The organism is Chondromyces crocatus (assembly GCF_001189295.1).
Taxonomy (GTDB): domain Bacteria; phylum Myxococcota_A; class Polyangia; order Polyangiales; family Polyangiaceae; genus Chondromyces; species Chondromyces crocatus.
Genome location: NZ_CP012159.1, coordinates 4,254,305 through 4,274,102, shown reverse-complemented (window position 1 = coordinate 4,274,102; position 19,798 = coordinate 4,254,305). Strand labels below are relative to the sequence as shown.

Sequence of the window (19,798 nt, the reverse complement as noted above, 5' to 3'; positions counted from 1 at the left end):
TGTGCCACGGGGCGCGGCTCCCCTTCACTGTTCCCATCTGCGTCTGTTCACTTCGACGGCGGGTCGTTGACCTCCAGCCGGAGGGCTGGGACGTCTTGGGGTACGAGGACGACCGGAGCCACAGCGCGGTAGCCGGCAGGCGTCCCCGGAACTGCCATACGTTCCCAGGCGCCGAAGAGACGCACGCGATCGCCGGGGCGCGCGGTGATCTCGTCGACGAAATCGTAGGGGAAGGGCTCGACGTCATCCGGCTCCGAACGTCTCGGAGCGAGCGCTTCCACGTACTGCTCGACGGCGGAGGCGGCTCCGCGGCGCCTGCGCACCGCCGGCCCTTCGAGGCGAATCCTCCCGGCGGGGACGTGCGCCACGGAGCCGTCGTCGAGGCGCACCTCGAAGCCCGCGCTCTCGGCGGCGTGGAGCATGATGTCGGAGCGAAGGAAGCGCTTGCAGCGGAGATCGATGGCGTAGGCGGCGCAGTTCTCACGGCCTGCGGGCGCCCGCAAGGCGAGGCGCCTCACGTCGGAGGGAGCCGCAGGATCAGGCAAGAGGCGCGTGATCACGCCCGCTGGGCCGGCGCGGCGCCCCACGGAGGCGGGCCAGAGGAGGCCGCCGTGAGGCTTCGGTCGGTTCTGGTGAGCGCGGATGGCTTCGACGATCTTTGCGCCGACCCAGTACAGCAGGAGGGAGACGAGGCCGGCGATGAGGACGAAGAGCGCGATGGCGAGCCCTTCGCTGCTGGTGGGGACGTCGCAGGCATTGCATCCCTCCAGGAAGGAGCCAATCCCTGCGCCACCTCCCCCCGCCTTGGCGAGCTGGCGAGCGCGCCGCCGGGCGGAGGGTGGGCCCCAGACCTCGTCGGTGAGCTTCGCGCGCCCTTCCGCCGTGGCGAGCGAGGTCACGCGGTGAGTCAAGCCACCGTCGCAGCGCTCTCCCTCGGAGAGCAGCGTCCGGCAGTCCACGCAGATCGCGACGCGAGGGGGCGCAGGAGCGTCCGCGACCAGAGCGCTCGGGGGCGTCGCGAGCGGCGCAGAGGTCATCGTCGGGTCACTGGGGTGGCGTGATCGGAGCGCAGGTCGAGACGCCGGCGCCGACGATCCGGAAGCCCACGTTCGTCATGTACCCGGTGTCGATGGTGCCGTCGGAGGGGCGATACCGCGTCACGTTGGAGGTGCGCGCGGCGTTCGACGGCGCGGTGTAGAGGTAAAAGTCGCCACCCCAGAAGGAGAAGGCCCATGCGCTGGGGATCTCGACGTTCGGGAGCGAGACGGCCGAGCCCGTCGCCCCTGTGGCCTTGTCGATCTCGGCGACTTGCACGGGGATGCTCGTGAAGAAGCCAAAGAGCTTGCCTTCGCCCGTCCCGGTGAGCTCGGCGCTCTGTCCAAAGAGATTGCCTGAGAACGGGCCGATCGGGGTGAGGACCCCCGTATCGAGGGCGATCCGTCCGAGGCCGGGGCTGACGCCCGAGATGCCAGCGGTGCCGGCGACGAAGAGGCTCTCCGCGTCGCCACCTGCCACATCGGAGGAGAAGCCCATGCCGAGGCGCGTCCACCCCGAAGGCAGGGTGACCGAGGCCGCAGGCGCGCAGCTCGCATCCTCCGTGCTGACCTTGAAGATCGCGCCCGCGCTGTCGTTGGAGGCGGTGTAGTTGACCCACGCCGTGGCATCTCGATCGACCGCCATCGAGTTGGGAGACAGCGAGGTCCCGCAGTTCATGGTGCCAATGCGCGTGAACTGACGCGCGTCGGGGCGGAAGCTGTAGAGTTCGTTGCTCGTGGAGAGGACGTACACGAGCTTGGCTGCCTCACTGCAATCAGACCCAGGCCCCGGGCCCGGGTCGATGCCCGTGCTGGAGCTGGAGGGAAAAAGCCCCCCACCCTCGCCCCCGGTGCCACCCGGTCCGCCCGACCCCGAGTTCCCGCCTGACGTGAACTCGTTGGAGGTGGCCTCTGCACTGCAGGCCACAAGGCCGAGCAGCGTGATGACGGGGAGCACGCGAAGCGGAGTCACTCTCATGGTCAAGCCTCCTCGAAGTTCTTGAAGGCGCATGCTATCGGGGGAGCCACGTCGCGGCCAGTCCTCGCGCCGGGGAGAGGCACCTCACCACACGCCCCCTCCCGCATCGGCGCAGAGCAGGATAGGCTCCTCGCGTGCACAGTCCGGAGGAGCGGCTCCAGATCTTGCTGGAGGCCAGTGAACGGCTTGCGAGTTCCATCGACTACGAGACGACGCTCGCGAACGTGCCGCAGATCCTGATCCCGCGGCTCGCGGACGGGTGCGTGGTCGATCTGGTCGGCTCCGACGAGACGGTGGAACGAGCGAGCGTCGCGTTCGTCGATCCTGCGAAGGCTGAGCTTGCCGAGCACATCAAGCGCCTCGGCCCACCGGATCTGGGGGCGAGTGAGGGTCTCCTCAGCTTGCTGGAAGCGGGACGGGGTGGTCTGCTCGAACACTTCGGAGAGGGGGCGACCTTCGCCGGGACCCGTGCGGATGGGCCGCAAATCTTGCAGCGGCTGGCGCCGTGCTCGGGGATGGTCGTCCCCATGCGGGCACGCAACAGGTTCATCGGACTCCTGTGGCTCTACTCACTGGAGTCGGATCGCACCTTCAGCCACGAAGATCTCGCGCTCGTCGAGGACCTCGGGCGCCGGGTCGCGCTGGCGGTCGACAACGCGCGGCTCTACGCCGAATCACAAGCGGCGATCCGATCGCGGGACATCTTCTTGACCGTCGCGTCCCACGAGCTGCGCGCGCCGTTGACCGCCCTGCAGATCCAGGTGCACAGCATGCGCCGTCTGACCACCCGAGCAGCGGGCCCCACCGGCATGCCGGGAGACACCGGCGTCCCGTCGCGTCCCATGGAGCGGCAGTCACTGGAGCGCATCGCGGCCAAGATCGAGGTCGCCGCCAGGCAGGTGGCCCGCTTGACCCGGCTGGTCGACGATCTCCTCGACGTGTCGCAGATCGGTGCTGGTCGGCTGAAGCTCAGGATCGAGCCGTTCGATCTCGTCCAGCTCGTCAAGGACATCTTCAGCCGGATCGAGGGCCAGCTCGCACAGGCAAAGTGCCGTCTGACGCTGAACGCCACCGATCAGATCTCGGGATCATGGGACCGCTCGCGGCTCGATCAGGTCATCGTGAACCTGCTGTCGAACGCCATGAAATACGGGGTCGGGAAACCCATCGAGGTCGAGCTGACGGCGAGCCCCGCAGGCGCCCGCCTGTGCGTGCGTGATCATGGGATCGGGATCGCGCTGGAGGACCAGTCCCGGATCTTCGAGCGGTTCGAGCGTGCCGTGTCGGCGCGGCAGTACGCGGGCCTGGGGATGGGATTGTGGATCGTCCGCAAGATCGTGGCGGCCCACGGGGGGACCATCCGCGTCGATAGCCGACCGGGTGCAGGCGCATCGTTCACCGTCGATCTTCCGCTGGTGCCTCCCGCATGGGCTGGTCCCGAGCGGCGGTCGGAACGCCCTGGCCTGGGCTGAAAGCACCTCTCGAACCCTCTCGTCCCCGACCAGCAAAGCCATGCCGCGCGACGGTGGGTCGAGGTCGCGTCACCCGGCGATCGGCGATGCAGAGGTCGCTTGATCCGAGTTCACTGTGTATTATCCCGCCCGACGGACCAGGCAGGCTGCCGATTCCTGCTCAGCGCCCGATGGCGGACATCGCCCTGGCCCGTCGGGAGCGCTTGCATCATGAACTCCTCCTCCACATCGCGCACTTCGCGCTGGCTCTTCCAGGGGCTACTCGCCGCCGCGACCGTCGCAGGCTGCACCCTGAGCGACCTGACCGAGAACATGTTCACCGAAGAGCCGCTCCCGAGCGGCGACGGTGGTGGCACCACGACGAGCTCCACCACCACGACGAGCACCACCACCACGACGACCTCGGGCGGTGGAGCCGGTGGGTCGGGCCCTGCCGTGCCCCCTCTGGATTGCGGTGACAAGCTCGAGTGCCCCCTGGAGGGGGACGGCGCGTGCTGCTGGCGCAGCGGTCAGGGCTCTGGTGTCTGCATCGATGGCCCCGCGAATCCGGCGACGTGCAACACCAGCCCCGGGCCGAGCAACCGCCGGACTCGTATCGAGTGCCAGGTCCCCGAGCACTGCCCGACGGGGTCGGTCTGCTGCGGCACGCTTCAGGGGAACTACTATACGCAGACGGTCTGCACAGCGCAGTGCGCCGATCCCGCCATCACCCTCTGCGATCCCGTAGCGCCGAACTGTCCGGCCAGCGCGCCGGATTGCGTGTCGAGTTCGCTGCTTCCGCCCGGCTACTACGTATGCCGGCCGTGAAACGTGGTCCGATCTGTTCGGGCCCTCAAGGCCGAGCGCCCTCCCTGAGATCGACCGCAAGCTCCGGAGGCAGCTCACCCTGGAGCGGCAGATCCAGCTTCAGCCCTTCGTGGACGGGGAGTGTGGCATCGAGTTCCCACTGGCGCGCGGAGCTTCCCGCGGTCTCGCTCAACTCACGCAGGGTCGTACCGCGATGAGCGACCGCGCTCGCGTTGAACAAGCACAGCGCGAGGCGCCCTCCCTGGGCCATGACGTCGCATGGGATCACCTCGGCGGTGGCGCGCCGGATGCGGGCGAACACCTCGGCCTCGGCGGGCATTGGCGCTCCCAGGTTGCGTAGAGCGTCCAGCGCGCGAGGATCTCGGTGGTACGCCAGCATCGCCGCGGCATGGATGCGAACCGCCCGTGAGCGCGCTCGCGCCAGCGCGACGTACGCTTCCGGCGGGGCCGGCTCTCCTTCCAGCGTCCCTACCACGCCCGGCTCGACCTTGATCTCGGTCCCGGGTGCCGTGACGTGCCATTTCACCGCCCTCCCGGGGCGGAGCAGGCCCTCGTAGAACAAGCCACGCTCGGTGATCCCGACCCGCCGTCCGCCTTCGTCCCTGCGACTGAACGTGAGCACCACCCTCACGTCCCTCAGCGGTTCAGCATCGTTGTTCACCACGGCGAAATCGAAGTCGTACTCGCCCTCATCGGGCTCGATGGCGCCATCACTGTCGTCGGGCCCAGAGGAGGGGTGGAGGCTCAACCTGGGTACGCCTCCGCGCCACAGCAGAGAGTCGGCGCGCTCGCACAGGCATCGGGGGAGCGAAGGCTCCAGCGGCTCGAGCGCGGCCGGGTCGAGCTCCGCCCATCGGTTGGCTCGCGCCTGGACGGTCGATCCCATCCGAGCGATCTCCAGCAACGCTGGCGGTTCACGGGGGATGGCGAACCGCTGCACGAACGCCAGGGTCGCGACGACCAGCGCCGCCACAGCGAGAATGGGGAGGATGGCGCGCGGACGCCCGAGAGGAGCGTCGCTCCCCGCAAGCGCGGGCAGGGTGGAGGGCTCACGCGGCGTGGCCGGCGAAGGGGAGGCCTGCGCTCCGAGCTCGCCAGAGATGGCGCGACGGACGGCGCGAGCGCCCAGCCGGTCGCGCAAGGGGGCCGGCAAGCCACGAGGATCGAGCGGCCTTCGAGAGCCCTGACGGCCTCCGAAGCCCACGGCCGGGGAAGCAGCAGGAAATTGAGGGCTCACGCCGCTGGGAGCGACCGCGAAGAACCCCATGCGACGCGAGAGCTCTGCCTCCAAGGCATCGCGACGGCGATCGGACCCGGGCCCACCCCAGGAGAGCGAGCGAACGACGGCGCGCGCGATGAGCCACGTGGCAGTGGCCACCACCACGGCGAGAGACGCGAGACCGAGCGGACCGCTGGCGAGATCTGCTGGCGCGGCAAGGGCGGCGACGATCCCCGCAGGGATGGGCAACGCGTGGCTGGCGACGTGAGCGCGTTGCCTCGCCTGGTAAGCGCTGGCAAGCGCCTCCACGGGCTCTTCTGTGAAGCGAGTCAACGAGAAGCGGTTGTACGGAGCACAAGCCTCTGGATCGAGGGCGAGGCAGAGCGCGCGACCATGGCGAAACAAAGCGCGGATCGCGGAGTAAGGAACCTCGATCGTCAGGCTCTCGACGACGGCTCCAGGAGCGAAACCTCCCGCTCCGTGCCAGGCGACGAGCAGCAGATCGATGAACAGCCGCTCTTCACCACAGACGAGCCTGACGGCGCCCACCGCGTTGGCGCGGGCCTCCGCGATGGCAAGGGCGGTGAACGCTACTCCCAAGGTCGCGAGAACCTAGCGGGGAGCGAACCGCCCAGGAAGGCAGTTCCTGCAGCGCGATGAGAAGGGGCCCGCCAGAGGCTGCCACACCGGCATGCTCGGTCGCCCCCTTGATCGGGTCCCCCTGCACGCATAAGACCGGAGCGCCATGACGCTCATCCACATCGCCCGACTCGCGACGTGTACTGCAACGCTGTCCCTCCTCGCTGCTTGTGGGCAGAAGGTCCCCGAGCCGGAACCCGATCCCAGCCGACCTGCGATTCCCGCAGCCGTCGTGGCGGAACCAGAACCAGCCGACCTGATCAAAGAAGACGTCGTTGTCGGCACTGGCGCTGAGGCCAAGGACGGAGATCGGGTGCGCGTCCACTACACGGGTCGCCTGAAGAAAAACAACGCTCAGTTCGACTCCTCCGTGGAGCGAGAGCCGCTCGAGTTCACCCTCGGCAAGGGCGAGGTGATCAAAGGCTGGGATGAAGGTGTGGCGGGGATGAAGGTCGGGGGAAAGCGGAAGCTCACGATTCCCTCGCGTCTGGGCTACGGCGAGAACGGAAGCCCTCCGAAGATTCCTGGCAAAGCGACGCTCGTCTTCGACGTCGAGCTGCTTGGGATCGGGGAGGAGAAAGCGGCCGCCCCTCCCGGAACGGGCAAGAAGAAAGGGGCTGGCGCGAAGTAAGCGTTCAGCGCAGAGGCGACCTCCCCCGCAGCGATGAGCAGCTGCCTGCGCGACGTTCAGAGCCAGCGCAGCTGCCGCATGTCGTCCCAGGCCTCACGGGCCGAGAGGTAGCGGTACGTATCGCGCCGACGGAGCAGCTTGGCGATGATGTTGCCAAACCCCGTCCCCAGCGCTTCGGCTTTCTGCCGCGGCGTGCCCTCGGCGATCTGACGCGCGATCTCCTCGTAGGGGACGTTGACGTCGATGGCGCTCTGCCCGGTGTGCATTTGAAACATCAACAGGCCGAGCTGGTAGAGATCGCTCTGGGCCGTCGTGTACCCCGCAGTGACCAGCTCGGGTACGAGGATTTTCGGGTTCGCCACCTGAGGTCGGTACCACCGTCGGTTCGCGTCGAGCTGCTGCGCGACGCCGAAGTCCGTGAGCTTCACGATGGGTGCGCGATCGAGCTGCGAGATGAGGACGTTCCCCGCATGCAGGTCGGCATGGACCAGGCCATTGTCATGCAGGTACTGCAGCGTCATGAGGAGCTGCCGTGACAACTCCACGAGCAGCGGTGGCTGGAGCGCGCTGCCGAGCAGCGCTCGGAGGCTGGTGTCGCAGCGCTCGAGGGCGAGATAAAAGAGGTAGTTCTCCTCGAAAGCGTCGTGGATGTAGACGATGTTGGGGTGCCGGAAGCTGTCCAGCCGGTGCATCTCCCGGGCCCACTCCTCCTTCACGACGTGGTACGGCTTGTTTGCCGGACGCAGCATCTTCAGCGCATACGGCTGATCGAAGGGGCCGATGCACTCGTACACGGAGCCGTATTGTCCGTCGCCGATGAGCTGACCGACGACATACGTCCCCCTGGTGGATGTGAGCTTGGCTCCGGGGATCGGAAAGGGGATGAGGAACGAACCGGTGGTCGACCAGCTCACGGTAGCCCCTCATGGTACCCAAAAATCCGTGTCAACGGGCCCTCGTCGTCGTCCCTCGCCGAGAAAGACGCCACAGCTCGCGAAAAAACGCGGACTGGAGCCCCAAGGAGCTCCCGCCAGGAACAGCCAGTGACCAGGGAGTACAATGTCAGGAGGCGTGCTTTGCGACGAGGTTGGCGGCTTCGTCCCGATCCAGCTGAAGCGCCGTGGCCATTTCCAGCAAGGCCTCTCGCTCGGAAGTCCGGATGATGCCATCGGCCGCCATCACTGCAATCGCCAACGAGAAGGCGACCTTGCAGAGAGCGGCGGTCCCGAGTCTCTCTCGGATCGAGAGGAGGCGCTCGTGACGATCCGAGTTCCGAAGTTTACCTTCCAGCGCATCCACGACACGCTTCACGGCGTCTGCTCCAAGCTGCCGATCGGTGAGTGATTCCACGCTTTTCAGGAAGTGAGCGCGCTCCTCTTCGCTGAACTCCCCATCTGCGGACGCAGCCAGGTACATCAGCTCGACCATGGCTTCCAGCTTGGGTTCGTCGAATGCGCGCAAGGAGGGAGGGCTCGTCGCGGACATGATCAAGCGTTTACACCGGGACTGGGCGGGGGACCAGGGCCATGCATCATCGCGACCATGCGGCTGAGCAAACGATGCGTTTGGGGCCTCGATGAGCCAGGCCATCTTGCGACCCTGCGGCGAGACGGCTTGACCAGATGATCGCGCCGCAGCGTTGGGGATGCATCGTGCCTGTGTCATAACCCTCGGCATGCGTGCCTTGCCTCTGGTCCTGGTGGTCTCCGGGTGGGCTGCGCTGCTCGGTTGTGCAGGCCAGTCGCAGCGAGGATCTCCCCCAGCGCACCATGCGCGGCCTGAAGCACGTCAAACCCAGCCTGGCGCCGCAGAGACGAGCCCGCCCACAGGAGGGTCGCCGCTGCCGTTCCATCTGCCCTGCGAGACCACGGATCTCGTCGGCTGCACGGAGGGTTGCGCAGAGCACCACGTCGAGGACTGCGTGACGCTGGGCGCCATGTACCTGCGAGGAGACGTCGTATCCATCGATACGGAGCGCGCTACTGGGCTGTTTCGTGAGGCCTGTACGGAGAACAGCGCGCGTGGGTGCCTTCTGCTCGGCGATGCCTACCACCAAGGCATCCTTCAAGGTGAAGAAGAGGAGACCATCGCCTATCGGCACGCATGCGAGGCAGGAGCGAACCTGGGGTGCCTCGCCGCCGGACGCGCCTATCTGGGAGGTCGAGGTGTCGGAGCGGATGCGGTGCTCGCAGCGCAGCTCTTTCGACGGATCTGCGAGCGAGGCAACGCGCCCGCATGTGTCGAGCTGGGTCACCTTTACGTCCAGGGGGAAGGGGTGCCGCGTGATCCGCTTCGAGCCACGGATCTCTACACCAAGGCCTGCAAGCTGGGGTTCGATGAGGGCTGCCTGCTGGCGAGCCGCAGCGGGGATGTGCTCCCGCCACGGGAGTGAGCGAGCAGGATGGCTCGAACACGAGCAGGTCTCGTGCATGTCCTCGCAGGTGTCGTCATCACGCTCGCCTGCTTGGTGTTCTCATCTGCATGCAAGGGGGAGCCTCCCGCCCACGAACTCTTCCTTGGTGTCGCGGCAAGCCTTCGGCAGGTCATGCCGGAGCTTGTGCGAGACTACGAGAAAACTCATCCAGCCGTTCAGATCCGCGCCACCTACGGCGCATCTGGCGACCTGCAGAGACAAGTGGAAGGAGGCGCTCCGCTGGATGGCGTGCTCTTCGCCAGCTCGCAACCCGTCGACGCGCTGCTCTCGAAAGGTCTCGCTCGGCCAGAGACACGTCGGGTAATTGCGACCAACACCCTCGTTCTCATCGGCCCCGTGGGCGGTCCCCCCATCAAGCTGGCGACACTGAAGGACCTGCCGGCCGGGGAGCGGCTCGCTCTCGGAGAGCCCGGCGCGGTGCCCGCTGGCCAGTATGCGAAGGAAGCGCTCGTGCGCCTCGGTATGTGGGAGGCTCTGCAGGGGCGCCTGGTGTTTGGTGGTGATGTTGCTGCCGTGCTCGCGTACGCACGACGAGGGGAAGTCGTGGCGGCGTTCGTGTACCGATCCGAGCTCCGTGGTGTCGGAGATGTCGTCGAACTCGATGAAGTAGCCCCTTCGCTCATGTCTCGGGTCGAGGTCGTCGCTGCGGCGGTTCGTGGAGCCAAGTCGTCGAAGGAGACCGCTGAGTTCCTCGAATTCCTGTCGACACCCGCTGCTCAGCAGAAGCTCCGCGAGTTCGGGTTTGGCGGCATCTAGCAGGAGATGCGCGATCACTCCGCGCGAGCACGCTGCGCGATGTCGAGCGCAGTGGTCACCATCGCAGCGAGCGCTGCGTCCGACACATCCTCCGAGGGAAGGACGACCAGCTCTGCCCCGACTCGACGCGAGAGTTCGATAAAACCGCCAGGATCGAAGCCTCGAACGTCTTCAGTCATCACGATCGCGAGTGGCGAAAGCCATGCAGCCGTCCCGCGCAAGGAGACCAGATCGCACTCCACCAGCTCGGCTCCTTCGACGAAAAGAAGACGGCGACAGCGCTCGACGAGCAGCTCGCTCGCGCTGACGAGAAGCACGACAGGGCTCGTGGTGGGCCTGCGCCGACGCCCGGCGGGCCGAGTGGGAAGGTCGCGTGCGCTGGTCATAGAGAAACTCTACGGCGATGTTCCGGATGGCGGCAGTACGACCGCCAGATCGGGATCCGCCTTGTCAGAGCATCGGACGAGCAGATCTCGTGCCACTCATGATTCCCCTCTTTCATCAGGGATTCCTGCGAGCTTCCGCAGGTTGTAGTGGTCGGAATCGACCACGCTGCGCCCGAAAACGGGCACGGCTGGATCCGGTCATCGGAGTGAGTACACGCGGGCGTAAGGCACCGGACGGACAGATGTCAACGTCGTGTGAGATGCATCCTCCGGGGGAAGAACAGTTTCCGTGAGGCGGCTCTCGTCATCAAGGGCCAGATCCATCAACAGCGACCCCAGCTCGTAACGAAAGTCTTGATCGCCGGCCCGTGTGGCATGGACAGCGAGCAGCGAGAGGACGCTCCCTATCCTCGCAGTGCCTGGATCACCAGCGCTCGCGCGAAAGCGATCGGCGAGGCGGCAGAGCGCTTGGAACAAGACCCCCCCTGGGTGGGGGCCAGGACCACACATCGCCAAGGTCCCGCTACCGCGATAGGGAGGTCGACGTGGCGGCGGTGAGCTCGACGGATCTGATGTTCGAGTGCGCATCGCTGAGGGCCGGGCTCGACCTACGCGGCACCGCGCCAGCGACAGATCGGGCACCTACAAGGCGAAATGGTATAGGGTCACGAGGAAACGGGTCAATGAACACTGCTGGGCTGGCGAGGTGCGCAGAGTCGCTCTGCTCGTGCAGCTCTGACGAGAAGCGCTCTCCATGAAGGCCGTTCTGCTCGCTGGGGGTAAGGGTACTCGACTGAGGCCCTACACCGCCCTGTTCCCCAAACCACTCATGCCCATCGGCGATCACACGATCGTCGACATCTTGCTCCGACAGCTCGCCCGCGCAGGCATCACGGATGTGATGATGTGCGTCGGCCACCAGGCCGCGCTCATCGAGGGTGTCATCGGGGCTGGCGACCGCTACGGCCTGAAGATTTCCTATCGCCGAGAGGAAACTCCCCTCGGCACGGTGGGTCCTCTGCTGGCCTACGCAGACGAGCTACCAGAGCGCTTCCTGGTCATGAATGGCGATATCCTGTGCGATCTGGACTTTGCTGGTTTCTATCGCTTCGCAGAAGCGACCAGTGCGCCACTCACCGTTGCAGTCTGTGAGCGCAACTCGAAGATCGATCTCGGGGTACTCGATCTCGATGCGTCTGGATACGCCACGGGGTTTCGAGAGAAGCCTGTGTTCACATTCTGGGTGAGCATGGGGATCTATTCGATGACCCGAGCAGTCCTCCCCCACATTCCCAGGAATCAGCCCTTCGGCTTCGATGATCTCATGAACTCGCTCCTCGGCTCGAAGGAGCCGATTGCGACGTTCCCTTTTCGTGGCCACTGGCTCGATATCGGGCGAAACGATGATTTCGCAGACGCTCAAGCCGAGTTCGAGGAACACCGAGAGCGCTATCTACCGGAGTGATGCCGCAAGCGCTTCGCAGACGAGATCGACATCACCATCTCGCATGCGAGGATACAGTGGCAATGTGAGTTCTCGCGGGGCGATGGCATCGGTGCGGTCGAGCCCATCACGGCGCACCCGCTCCGACGCTCCGTGGTGGGAGAACTGGTGGATTGGCGGGTAATGGACGCTCGTCTGGATTCCGTTTGCCTTCATCCGCTCCATCACGGCCTGACGCTGCACGCCCTCTGGTAGCAGCACAGGCATGATGTGATGCGCGCTCTCTCCTGCACCCCTCGCGTAGAAGTCCTTGTAAGGCAGCTGGAGGCCTGCGATGGAGGCGAGCTGTGTGTGATAGCGTTCAGTGATCTCACGGCGGCGCCGGTTCCCCTCAGGCAGGCGCTCCAGCTGAATGACGCCGATGGCGCTCCGAAGCTCGTCAATGCGGTAGTTCATCCCAGCCTCGACGACATCATAGGTAAATGCATGCCCCTTGTGGCGATCGAGCGTGAGGGTCGTCATCCCATGGGAGCGAAGCAGCCGCATTCGTGAATGCAAAGAATCGTCCTTCGACGTGATCGCGCCGCCTTCACCCACCGCCAGGTTCTTGTTCGAAAAGAAGCTGAAACAGCCCACATCCCCGAGCGTTCCGAGCGCCTGACCTCGCCACCGGGCGAGTGGGCCATGTGCAACGTCCTCCACGATGGCAACACGTCGCTCGGCAGCGATGGCACGGATCGCGTCCATGTCGCAAGGATACCCAGCGTAATGAACCACGGCGATGGCGCGGGTCTTTGGCGTTATCTTGCGGGCGATATCCTCGGGATCGATTGACAGGTCGTGCTCGCCGAGCACATCGGCCAGGACCACCGTCGCCCCGGTGAGCAGCGCGGCATTGGCTGTCGCCACGAAGGTCAGGCTCGGGCAGATGACCTCATCACCTGGACCGACTCCCAGAGCCGCATACGCGAGATGGAGCGCGACCGTACAGTTGGTCACCGCGAGAGTCCGTGGAGTTCCCAGCGCTTCGCCCAGTCGGCGCTCGAACTCCAGCGTATGCTCGCCCATGGTCAGCCAGCCTGAGTCGAGGACACGCAGGGCGGCCTCCTTCTCCTCTGGTCCAAACGTCAGGTCGCTGAGGGGAACCTTCCACATGCTCTTGCCCATGCGTCATAGCGCGACTCGGAGGAATGAAGGGTCGACTCGTCCTCAGACGGCGTATTCGTCGGGGCGATAATCAGAGAGATGCTCCTGGATGAAAGCATAGGTTCTTGCCAGGCCCTCTTCGAGGGACATCTGCGGCGCATAACCCACGAGCTCCGTCGCGCGGCGATGGTCCGAAAGGAGCACGAGCACCTCACTCGCGTCGGGCCGCACTCGGGTCTCGTCAGTCTGGAGCTCGGCTCGACGCCCCGTGACCTGGAAGATGATCTCGATCAGCTCACCGATCGAGACGGCGCGACCGCTGCCGACGTTGAGAGTCTGCCCCACCGCGCGGTCGCTCGCCCCCACGGCGAGAAAGCCTGCAACGGTATCGGTCACATAGTTGAGATCGCGCACGGGTGAGGTGCTGCCGACTCGCAAGACCGACGCCCCAGAGGCGAGCTGTGCCATGACCGTCGGAATGATTGCACGCGCCGACTGACGTGGGCCGTAGGTGTTGAATGGACGGATGGTCGCGACCTCCAGACCGAAGGACAGGTGGTAACTTTCCGCCAGCTTGTCAGCGCCAATCTTGGTGGCTGCGTAGGGGGACTGTCCCGTGAGCGGGTGTGCTTCATCGATGGGGGTGTACCGAGCGGTGCCGTACGTCTCGCTGGTAGAGGTATGGACGACACGCGCTCCGTGCTCGCGAGCGGCTTCCAGAACGTTCAACGTCCCTTGCACGTTGGTCGCTACGTACTGGTGCGGAGCCGCGTAGGAGTAAGGAATGCCGATGAGTGCCGCAAGGTGGAACACGACGTCCCCCCCCTTCGTCAGGGCGCGGACGCTGGCAGCATCTTCGACGTTACCGAAGCGCACGTCGATCTCGCGGAGCACCTCGCTCGGCAAGCGCTCGAGGTGCCCTCGTCGTGATCCGGAGGTGTAGCGCGCCAGCGCACGGACGCGGGCTCCCGCGCGAACCAAGGCTTCGCAGAGGTGGCTCCCGATGAAGCCACCAGCACCGGTGACCGCCACATGGCGTCCTGCGTAATAGCTGTCGCTCACCGTCGCGTCCGTGGCGCTTGCAACGTCGCGCGTCAAGCGCCTACTGGATCTTGATCTGATCCGTGGGCGTTTGCCCGTCGCTCTCGGGGACCCCCTTCTCACGATGCACGCAGAGACCCTGCTTGCAGTATACGTCCGGCGCCTCCTTGCACTCGATCTTGGGCTCCTCGCATTTGCCAGCCTGGAACTTCTCCGCCAGCGGCTTGATCTTGTCGTGATCCGAGTTACTGAGCGGCTTGGCACAGCCGGGCCACTCGCTCTGGCGGCAGTCTGCGTCGGTGTTGCAGTGATGAGCTTTGTTCAGCAGCTCGAACGCCTCTCCGCGCAGCTTGTCGCACTCCTTGGGATCCATCTTGTTCTCGCAGCCAGCAACGAGTGCCAGCAGCGACGCCGCGAGCGCCCCACACCGCAGGGCGTGGGAGAGCCGTTTTTCAGCGAAGTGAACGAGGGATTGGTGGGTAGAGACGGGTCGTTGGAACGAGATCATCCGGATCCTCCGTGATCAGGTCCCCCTTCCTACCACGGGCTGGATCCGGGCGCGCAGCTGGCGTAGCCGAGTTCCATGGATCGGCTTCGCGTCGTCACCCTCAATATCTGGAGTCGTCGAGGCCCGTGGACGGAGCGCCTCCGGTTGATCCGAGCCGAACTCCAGACGCTCAATCCGGATCTGGTAGGCCTTCAGGAGGTCATCTCGCACCCCGACGGCTCACAGGCTCATGAGATCGCCGCAGGCCTCGGCTACGCTGTCGCATTCGGTAGAGCCCAGACGCTGCCGGACGGGGACGATTTCGGTAATGCCGTTCTATCGCGATGGCCCATCGTTCGGCAGGAAACTTATCCACTTCCTACCAACGAGCACGATGAACCTCGCTCGCTCTTGCTTGCAGAAGTCGACGCTCCGGCAGGGCGCATCCCCATGTTCGTCACTCACCTGAACTGGAAGTTCCACCACGGAGCGATCCGGGAGAGGCAGGTCGTGGCCATCTCGGAGGTCATTCATCGCGAGGGACCGATCGATGCTCCGACGATTGCCGATCCGTCAGACCTTCCCCCGGGCTTTCCGCCCATCCTCGTGGGAGATCTGAATGCGCAGCCCGACTCGACCGAGGTGCGTTACCTCAAGGGGTTGCATGCGCTCGGTGGTCGAAGCACGTTCTTCTCCGACGTGTTCGAGATCACTGGAGACGGCCCTGGCCACACCTACGATCCGGCCCGGAATCCTTTCGCTGCGGGTCATCGGGAACACCCGCGACGCATCGACTATATCCTCGTACGGGGACCCGATCGGGCGGGACGTGGCAAGGCGCTCACTGCACGCCTCGTCTTCCAGGACGTCTCGGCCAGCATGGCAGCATCTGATCATTTCGGCGTTTACGCAGAGCTGACCGTATGAGCTCCCGGAGTGGGCCTGTCGTCTCCAGCGCACTCGACCTCATCGGCGGGACCCCGCTCGTCCGCCTCAGCAGAGTCTGCCCTCCAGAGGCTGGAACGCTCTTCGGAAAACTCGAAGCCATGAACCCTGGCGGGAGCGTCAAAGATCGGGCCGCACTCGGGATGATCCTGGATGCCGAGCGCGCCGGCCATCTGACGCCTGGAGCGACGATCGTCGAGGCGACGAGCGGCAATACGGGCATCAGCCTGGCGATGATCGCGGCATTGCGTGGCTACCGTTGTGTGGTGGTCATGCCCAGGGACATGAGCAACCAGCGCCGGCACATTCTCCGTGCCTATGGGGCAGAGCTCGTACTCACTCCGGAAGGTGACGGGATGCAGGGCGCCGTTGCGCGTGCACTCGAGCTCGTCGCCCGGACGAAAGGAGCATGGATGAGCCGGCAGTTCGAGAATCCGGCCAATCCGGAGGCCCACGCCGCGAGCACAGGCGCGGAGCTCATCGAGCAACTGGGGGAGGACATCGGTGCCTTCGTCGCCGGCGTGGGGACCGGCGGAACCCTGACAGGAGTCGGAAGGGTGCTGCGCGAGCGACTCGGCCCCAAGGTACGAATCTATGCCGTCGAACCAGCGCAGAGCCCGGTGCTCTCGGGAGGACGAGCTGGGCCCCACACCATCCAGGGGCTGGGAGCTGGGTTCGTCCCCGCGATCCTCGACCGCGAGCTCATCGATGAGATCATCACGGTGAAGGACATCTCGGCACAACGGATGGCACGACGTCTCGCTCGGGAAGAAGCCCTCCTCGTTGGGCCGAGCGCCGGCGCCAATGTCCATGCGGCAGTGGAGGTCGCCAGGGCTACCCGTGGAGCCGTCGTGACCATCTTGTGCGACACAGGGGAGCGCTATCTCCTCTGAAGCTCACCGCCCCTGGAACTCGGGGTCACGCTTCTGCATCCATGCAGCGACTCCCTCCAGACAGTCATTGGAGCGAAGGCATGCGAGCTGCCCCTGCTTCTCAGCAGCCAGCGCCGACTCGAGTCCTCCCCCGAGGGCCTCGCGCGTGGCGCGCTTCATCCCGGCAAGGGCGAGGGGCGGACCGCTCGCGAGGGACTGAGCGAGGACATGCGCCGAGGCGGAGAGCTCCGAAGGAGCCACCACGCGGTTGACGAGACCGAACTCCAGCGCCCGGGCCGCCGGGATGGCTTCACCGAGCATCATGATCTCCATGGCCCGCGCGAGTCCCACGAGCCGGGGCAACCAGAACGTCCCACCCCCGTCCGGCATGAGGCCGATCTTCACGAACTTCTCCTGAAAATAGGCCTCATTGGAAGCAATACGTAGATCGCATGCCAGCGCGAGATCGCAGCCGAACCCCACCGCCGGACCGTCGACGGCGGCCACGACGGGCTTGGGTGCTGCAGCGATGGTCCGGATCAAGCTGTGGTAGACATCGAGCGTCGCATCGAGCTGATCGACGAAGTTCGGGTTCTCGGAAAATGCGGCCTTGAGGTCCGCACCCGCGCAGAACGCTCCGCCTGCGCCGGTCAGCACGATCGCGCGAACAGCGGGATCTTCGGCGACGGAGCGGAGCCCAGCGGCGAGCGCCTCCAGCAGCGCCTTGTTCAAGGCGTTCTTGGCGCGGGGACGGTTCATGGTGAGCGTCGCGACGGCGCCGTCGCGGGAGACGATCAAAACATCTTCCGACATGGGGTTCTCCTGGAGGCAGAAAAGACCAAGCGAGGCGCTTGCTCAAGTCCCGTCGACATCCCTCCTGGCAAGATCGCTCTTTTCATCCTCGATGAGCTTCGCGTCCTCCCAGTAACCATCGAGCTCTGCGAGAGAGAGCGGCTCACCCGAGAGTGGAGGCCACGCTCCGTGCTTGGCGGTGACCTGCTTCTCGACGTGCTCGAACCGTCGTGTGAATTTGTTGATGGTCCGGACCAGAGCGCCTTCTGCGTCGACACCTGCGTGCCGCGCGAGGTTCACCAACGCAAAGAACAGATCCCCCAGTTCCGCCTCGATGGCATCCACATCGCCCTGAGCGAGCGCTTCATCCAGCTCCCCCAGCTCCTCCGCGACCTTCGAGCGCGACCCCCGCATGTCCGGCCAGTCAAAGCCCACCCGCGCCACCTTCTCACCAATCCGCTGCGCCCTCATCAGGGCGGGGAGGCTGCGCGGCACGCTGGACAGAAGCCCTTCCCCCTTCCGCGCTCGGGCGCGCTCTGTCGCCTTGATCTTCTCCCAGGTACGCAGCGCCTCCTCGGCGTCCTGCACGGCATTGCCTGCAAACACGTGAGGATGCCGACGCACGAGTTTGTCGCAGATGGCAGCGATCACGTCGTCGGGACCAAATACGCCCTCGACCCGAGCAAGCTCCGCCTGAAATACCACCTGGAAGAGTAGATCTCCGAGCTCCGTACAGAGCTCTCCCCGATCCCCGCCATCGATGGCATCGGCCACTTCGCAGGCTTCCTCGATGACATAACGCCGCAGTGTTCCGATATTCTGCTGACGATCCCAGGGACAGCCATCCGGTGCCAGGAGGCGTTGCATCAACTGGACGAGCCGGGGAAACGACGTGCCCGACTGCGAGGCGAGCGGAGGCGGGGTGACAGGCGGGAAGGAGCGATCCATCGCCCGAAGACATACTGTGAAGCGGCGCGATTGGGGAGACACCCGACCGCTAGCGACGGAAGAAAGATTGGCATTTGCCCGTCCAGATCGTGCGCAGCTCACGAGACAGCGCCGTCACCGAGTGCATTACCCATCCTCTTCCGAAGTTACCATTGGTGCTACATCAATGGGTGACCTAACGACGCTCAGGCGTCTGCAGTGAACTTATGATCATTTCGGCCCGCGCGAATGTCGAATTCGAAAACATGGCGAGGCACGCTCCCTGAATCACGTAGGGCGCTCCTGTACCCATCTCCCGGACGAAGTGCGGTCCATGGGTCGGTCCTCCCTCGCATCGATTGCGCGTCATCGATCGCCGTGTTAATCGTGCGGCATCGACATTCGCTCGGTGGGATGACGGACTGGCGCAACGGAGCGCTCGTGGCAAGCGAGACTGCGATCGCGTCCCCCATAGGCTGGCGACATATGGATTCGTCTGCTTCGAATCCTCCAGCTCCCCTCCCTTCCGGAGCGCCGAGCCTTCCCATTTCGGTGGAGCAAGTGTCCGTGTCCATCCCGGAAATATCAACCTTCGACGCTGCGAGACCATGAGTATACCGAGCCTTCGCTACGTCTTCCTGGGTCTCTCAATCACGTCTTCCTGGGGAACCGGACATGCAACGACCTATCGAGCGCTCCTTCGGGCGCTGCATGCTCGAGGACACAGCCTGCTTTTCCTGGAACGCGATCTGCCTTCTCACGAACGACATCGGGATCTTCCACGACCCCCCTACGCGGAAGTCGCACTGTACAAGAGCACCGAAGAGCTACGAGATCGGTTTGTCGGAGCGATAAAAGAGGCAGACCTCGTGGTGATCGGCTCATCGATGGCCGACGGAGCGGACATCGGAAGCTGGGTGCTCGACGAAGCTCGAGGAAAAGTCGCTTTCTATGATCTCGATACGCCGGTCACGCTACGGAAGCTGGCGCTCGGCGATCATCGCTACCTGACCCCTCGGCTCATCAATCGTTATGCTCTCTATCTTTCCTTCACGGGCGGCCCGACCTTGTCATTGCTCGAGCGCAAATACGGTGCACCTAGAGCACGGCCCTTGTATTGCAGCGTCGATCCGGAGGTGTACCATCCCGAACCCTCGGACAGCCGCTGGGATCTGGGCTATCTGGGTACATACGTGGACGATCGCCAGCCGGTTCTCGACAGACTATTGCTGGAATCAGCTCGCCGCTTCCGCAGGGGCCGATTCGCCGTCGCAGGAACGCAATATCCGCCCACCATCGCCTGGCCCGAAAACGTGCACCGCATCGAGCATCTGCCACCGCCTGAGCACCGCAGCTTCTACAATGCGCAGCGATTCACGCTGAACGTCACACGCTGCGACATGGTGGAGACCGGCTGGTCCCCCAGCGTCCGGCTATTCGAGGCAGCAGCATGCGGGACGCCGATCCTGACGGATCCGTGGCCGGGACTCGAGTCGTTCTTTCAGCCAGGCCGTGAGATCCTCCTCGTGCGCTCGACGGACGACGTGGTGCGCCGTCTCCGGGAAACGTTCGATTCGGAACGCCTCGCGCTTGCCCAGCGCGCCCGACAACGAGTTTTCGCGGAGCACACATCGGCTCATCGAGCGGAAGCTCTCGAGCGCTACACCCTCGAAGTGCTGGACGAGAGCAGCAGGGCGCGCATGAAACTCGGAGCCAGCGCCCCGCAGACTGTCTGCTCCGAGCCCTGAGGGCCCATGGCACCGCGTCGGCCATGAAGAGAAGCAGTC

General features: G+C 65.2%; 20 protein-coding genes. 9 read left to right on the top strand and 11 right to left on the bottom strand.

The features are described from left to right. Positions 1 to 47: 47 nt before the first annotated feature. Both CMC5_RS15870 and CMC5_RS15865 read right to left on the bottom strand, forming a co-directional pair. Positions 48 to 1,037, bottom strand: a complete 990-nt coding sequence (locus CMC5_RS15870) for a hypothetical protein (protein ID WP_050431224.1) — start codon at positions 1,035 to 1,037, stop codon at positions 48 to 50. A 7-nt stretch (positions 1,038 to 1,044) separates the two neighbouring features. Further along, complete coding sequence (locus tag CMC5_RS15865) at positions 1,045 to 2,013, bottom strand: hypothetical protein (RefSeq protein ID WP_156338620.1); 969 nt, start codon at positions 2,011 to 2,013, stop codon at positions 1,045 to 1,047. Between the two features lie 134 nt (positions 2,014 to 2,147). Between CMC5_RS15865 and CMC5_RS15860 the strand changes: the two genes are divergently transcribed. Together CMC5_RS15860 and CMC5_RS15855 are read left to right on the top strand one after the other, a co-directional pair. Beyond that, complete coding sequence (locus CMC5_RS15860) at positions 2,148 to 3,485, top strand: GAF domain-containing sensor histidine kinase (RefSeq protein WP_050431222.1); 1,338 nt, start codon at positions 2,148 to 2,150, stop codon at positions 3,483 to 3,485. Between the two features lie 210 nt (positions 3,486 to 3,695). After that, on the top strand, positions 3,696 to 4,292 hold the full coding sequence (locus tag CMC5_RS15855) for a hypothetical protein (RefSeq protein ID WP_050431221.1): 597 nt from the start codon (positions 3,696 to 3,698) through the stop codon (positions 4,290 to 4,292). Between the two features lie 25 nt (positions 4,293 to 4,317). Here the strand turns inward: CMC5_RS15855 and CMC5_RS15850 are convergent, their stop codons facing one another. Then, positions 4,318 to 6,111: a hypothetical protein gene (locus CMC5_RS15850; protein ID WP_156338619.1), complete on the bottom strand. Its 1,794-nt coding sequence runs from the start codon at positions 6,109 to 6,111 to the stop codon at positions 4,318 to 4,320. Positions 6,112 to 6,256: 145 nt separating this feature from the next. Here CMC5_RS15850 and CMC5_RS15845 point away from each other — a divergent pair, with 145 nt between their 5' ends. Further along, a complete protein-coding gene (locus CMC5_RS15845; protein ID WP_082362517.1) occupies positions 6,257 to 6,781 on the top strand; it encodes an FKBP-type peptidyl-prolyl cis-trans isomerase in 525 nt (174 codons plus the stop codon). Positions 6,782 to 6,837: 56 nt separating this feature from the next. On the opposite strand, the gene CMC5_RS15840 is transcribed toward CMC5_RS15845, so the two are convergent. Continuing rightward, positions 6,838 to 7,695, bottom strand: coding sequence for a serine/threonine-protein kinase (locus CMC5_RS15840; protein ID WP_050431219.1), 858 nt, complete (start codon positions 7,693 to 7,695; stop codon positions 6,838 to 6,840). A gap of 148 nt (positions 7,696 to 7,843) precedes the next feature. Next, positions 7,844 to 8,209, bottom strand: coding sequence for a TerB family tellurite resistance protein (locus tag CMC5_RS15835; protein ID WP_156338618.1), 366 nt, complete (start codon positions 8,207 to 8,209; stop codon positions 7,844 to 7,846). 247 nt (positions 8,210 to 8,456) lie between these two features. Between CMC5_RS15835 and CMC5_RS15830 the strand changes: the two genes are divergently transcribed. Both CMC5_RS15830 and modA read left to right on the top strand, forming a co-directional pair. Beyond that, positions 8,457 to 9,173 (top strand): tetratricopeptide repeat protein, encoded by a 717-nt coding sequence (locus CMC5_RS15830; RefSeq protein WP_050431217.1) that lies wholly within the window; start codon positions 8,457 to 8,459, stop codon positions 9,171 to 9,173. Positions 9,174 to 9,182: 9 nt separating this feature from the next. Further along, positions 9,183 to 9,971 (top strand): molybdate ABC transporter substrate-binding protein, encoded by a 789-nt coding sequence (gene modA, locus CMC5_RS49175; RefSeq protein ID WP_082362516.1) that lies wholly within the window; start codon positions 9,183 to 9,185, stop codon positions 9,969 to 9,971. A 14-nt stretch (positions 9,972 to 9,985) separates the two neighbouring features. On the opposite strand, the gene CMC5_RS15820 is transcribed toward modA, so the two are convergent. Further along, positions 9,986 to 10,288 carry a hypothetical protein gene (locus tag CMC5_RS15820; protein ID WP_050431215.1) on the bottom strand — a complete coding sequence of 101 codons (303 nt, stop codon included), beginning with the start codon at positions 10,286 to 10,288 and terminating at the stop codon, positions 9,986 to 9,988. An 823-nt stretch (positions 10,289 to 11,111) separates the two neighbouring features. Between CMC5_RS15820 and CMC5_RS15815 the strand changes: the two genes are divergently transcribed. Continuing rightward, entirely contained in the window at positions 11,112 to 11,822 is a 711-nt protein-coding gene (locus CMC5_RS15815) for a nucleotidyltransferase family protein (protein WP_050431214.1), read from the top strand. Here CMC5_RS15815 and CMC5_RS15810 read toward each other — a convergent pair. The 3 genes from CMC5_RS15810 to CMC5_RS15800 are packed head-to-tail and all read right to left on the bottom strand — an operon-like array spanning position 11,811 to position 14,496. Continuing rightward, entirely contained in the window at positions 11,811 to 12,968 is a 1,158-nt protein-coding gene (locus CMC5_RS15810; RefSeq protein ID WP_245678460.1) for a DegT/DnrJ/EryC1/StrS family aminotransferase, read from the bottom strand. The genes CMC5_RS15815 and CMC5_RS15810 overlap by 12 nt on opposite strands. 42 nt (positions 12,969 to 13,010) lie before the next feature. Continuing rightward, a complete protein-coding gene (locus CMC5_RS15805) occupies positions 13,011 to 14,009 on the bottom strand; it encodes a GDP-mannose 4,6-dehydratase (RefSeq protein WP_050435917.1) in 999 nt (332 codons plus the stop codon). A gap of 40 nt (positions 14,010 to 14,049) precedes the next feature. Beyond that, entirely contained in the window at positions 14,050 to 14,496 is a 447-nt protein-coding gene (locus CMC5_RS15800; RefSeq protein ID WP_050431213.1) for a hypothetical protein, read from the bottom strand. A gap of 75 nt (positions 14,497 to 14,571) precedes the next feature. Here CMC5_RS15800 and CMC5_RS15795 point away from each other — a divergent pair, with 75 nt between their 5' ends. Both CMC5_RS15795 and cysK read left to right on the top strand, forming a co-directional pair. Further along, positions 14,572 to 15,402 (top strand): endonuclease/exonuclease/phosphatase family protein, encoded by an 831-nt coding sequence (locus tag CMC5_RS15795; RefSeq protein WP_050431212.1) that lies wholly within the window; start codon positions 14,572 to 14,574, stop codon positions 15,400 to 15,402. Next, positions 15,399 to 16,313 carry a cysteine synthase A gene (cysK, locus tag CMC5_RS15790; RefSeq protein WP_050431211.1) on the top strand — a complete coding sequence of 305 codons (915 nt, stop codon included), beginning with the start codon at positions 15,399 to 15,401 and terminating at the stop codon, positions 16,311 to 16,313. Before CMC5_RS15795 ends, cysK begins: the two co-directional genes overlap by 4 nt. A gap of 3 nt (positions 16,314 to 16,316) precedes the next feature. Here cysK and CMC5_RS15785 read toward each other — a convergent pair whose 3' ends face one another. Further along, the gene (locus CMC5_RS15785) at positions 16,317 to 17,105 is read right to left on the bottom strand and encodes an enoyl-CoA hydratase-related protein (RefSeq protein ID WP_050431210.1); all 789 of its coding nucleotides are present in this window, start codon (positions 17,103 to 17,105) and stop codon (positions 16,317 to 16,319) included. Positions 17,106 to 17,147: 42 nt separating this feature from the next. Continuing rightward, positions 17,148 to 18,032: a nucleoside triphosphate pyrophosphohydrolase gene (mazG, locus tag CMC5_RS15780; RefSeq protein ID WP_050431209.1), complete on the bottom strand. Its 885-nt coding sequence runs from the start codon at positions 18,030 to 18,032 to the stop codon at positions 17,148 to 17,150. A gap of 587 nt (positions 18,033 to 18,619) precedes the next feature. Between mazG and CMC5_RS15775 the strand changes: the two genes are divergently transcribed. After that, the gene (locus CMC5_RS15775) at positions 18,620 to 19,759 is read left to right on the top strand and encodes a CgeB family protein (RefSeq protein WP_050431208.1); all 1,140 of its coding nucleotides are present in this window, start codon (positions 18,620 to 18,622) and stop codon (positions 19,757 to 19,759) included. Positions 19,760 to 19,798: the final 39 nt, after the last annotated feature.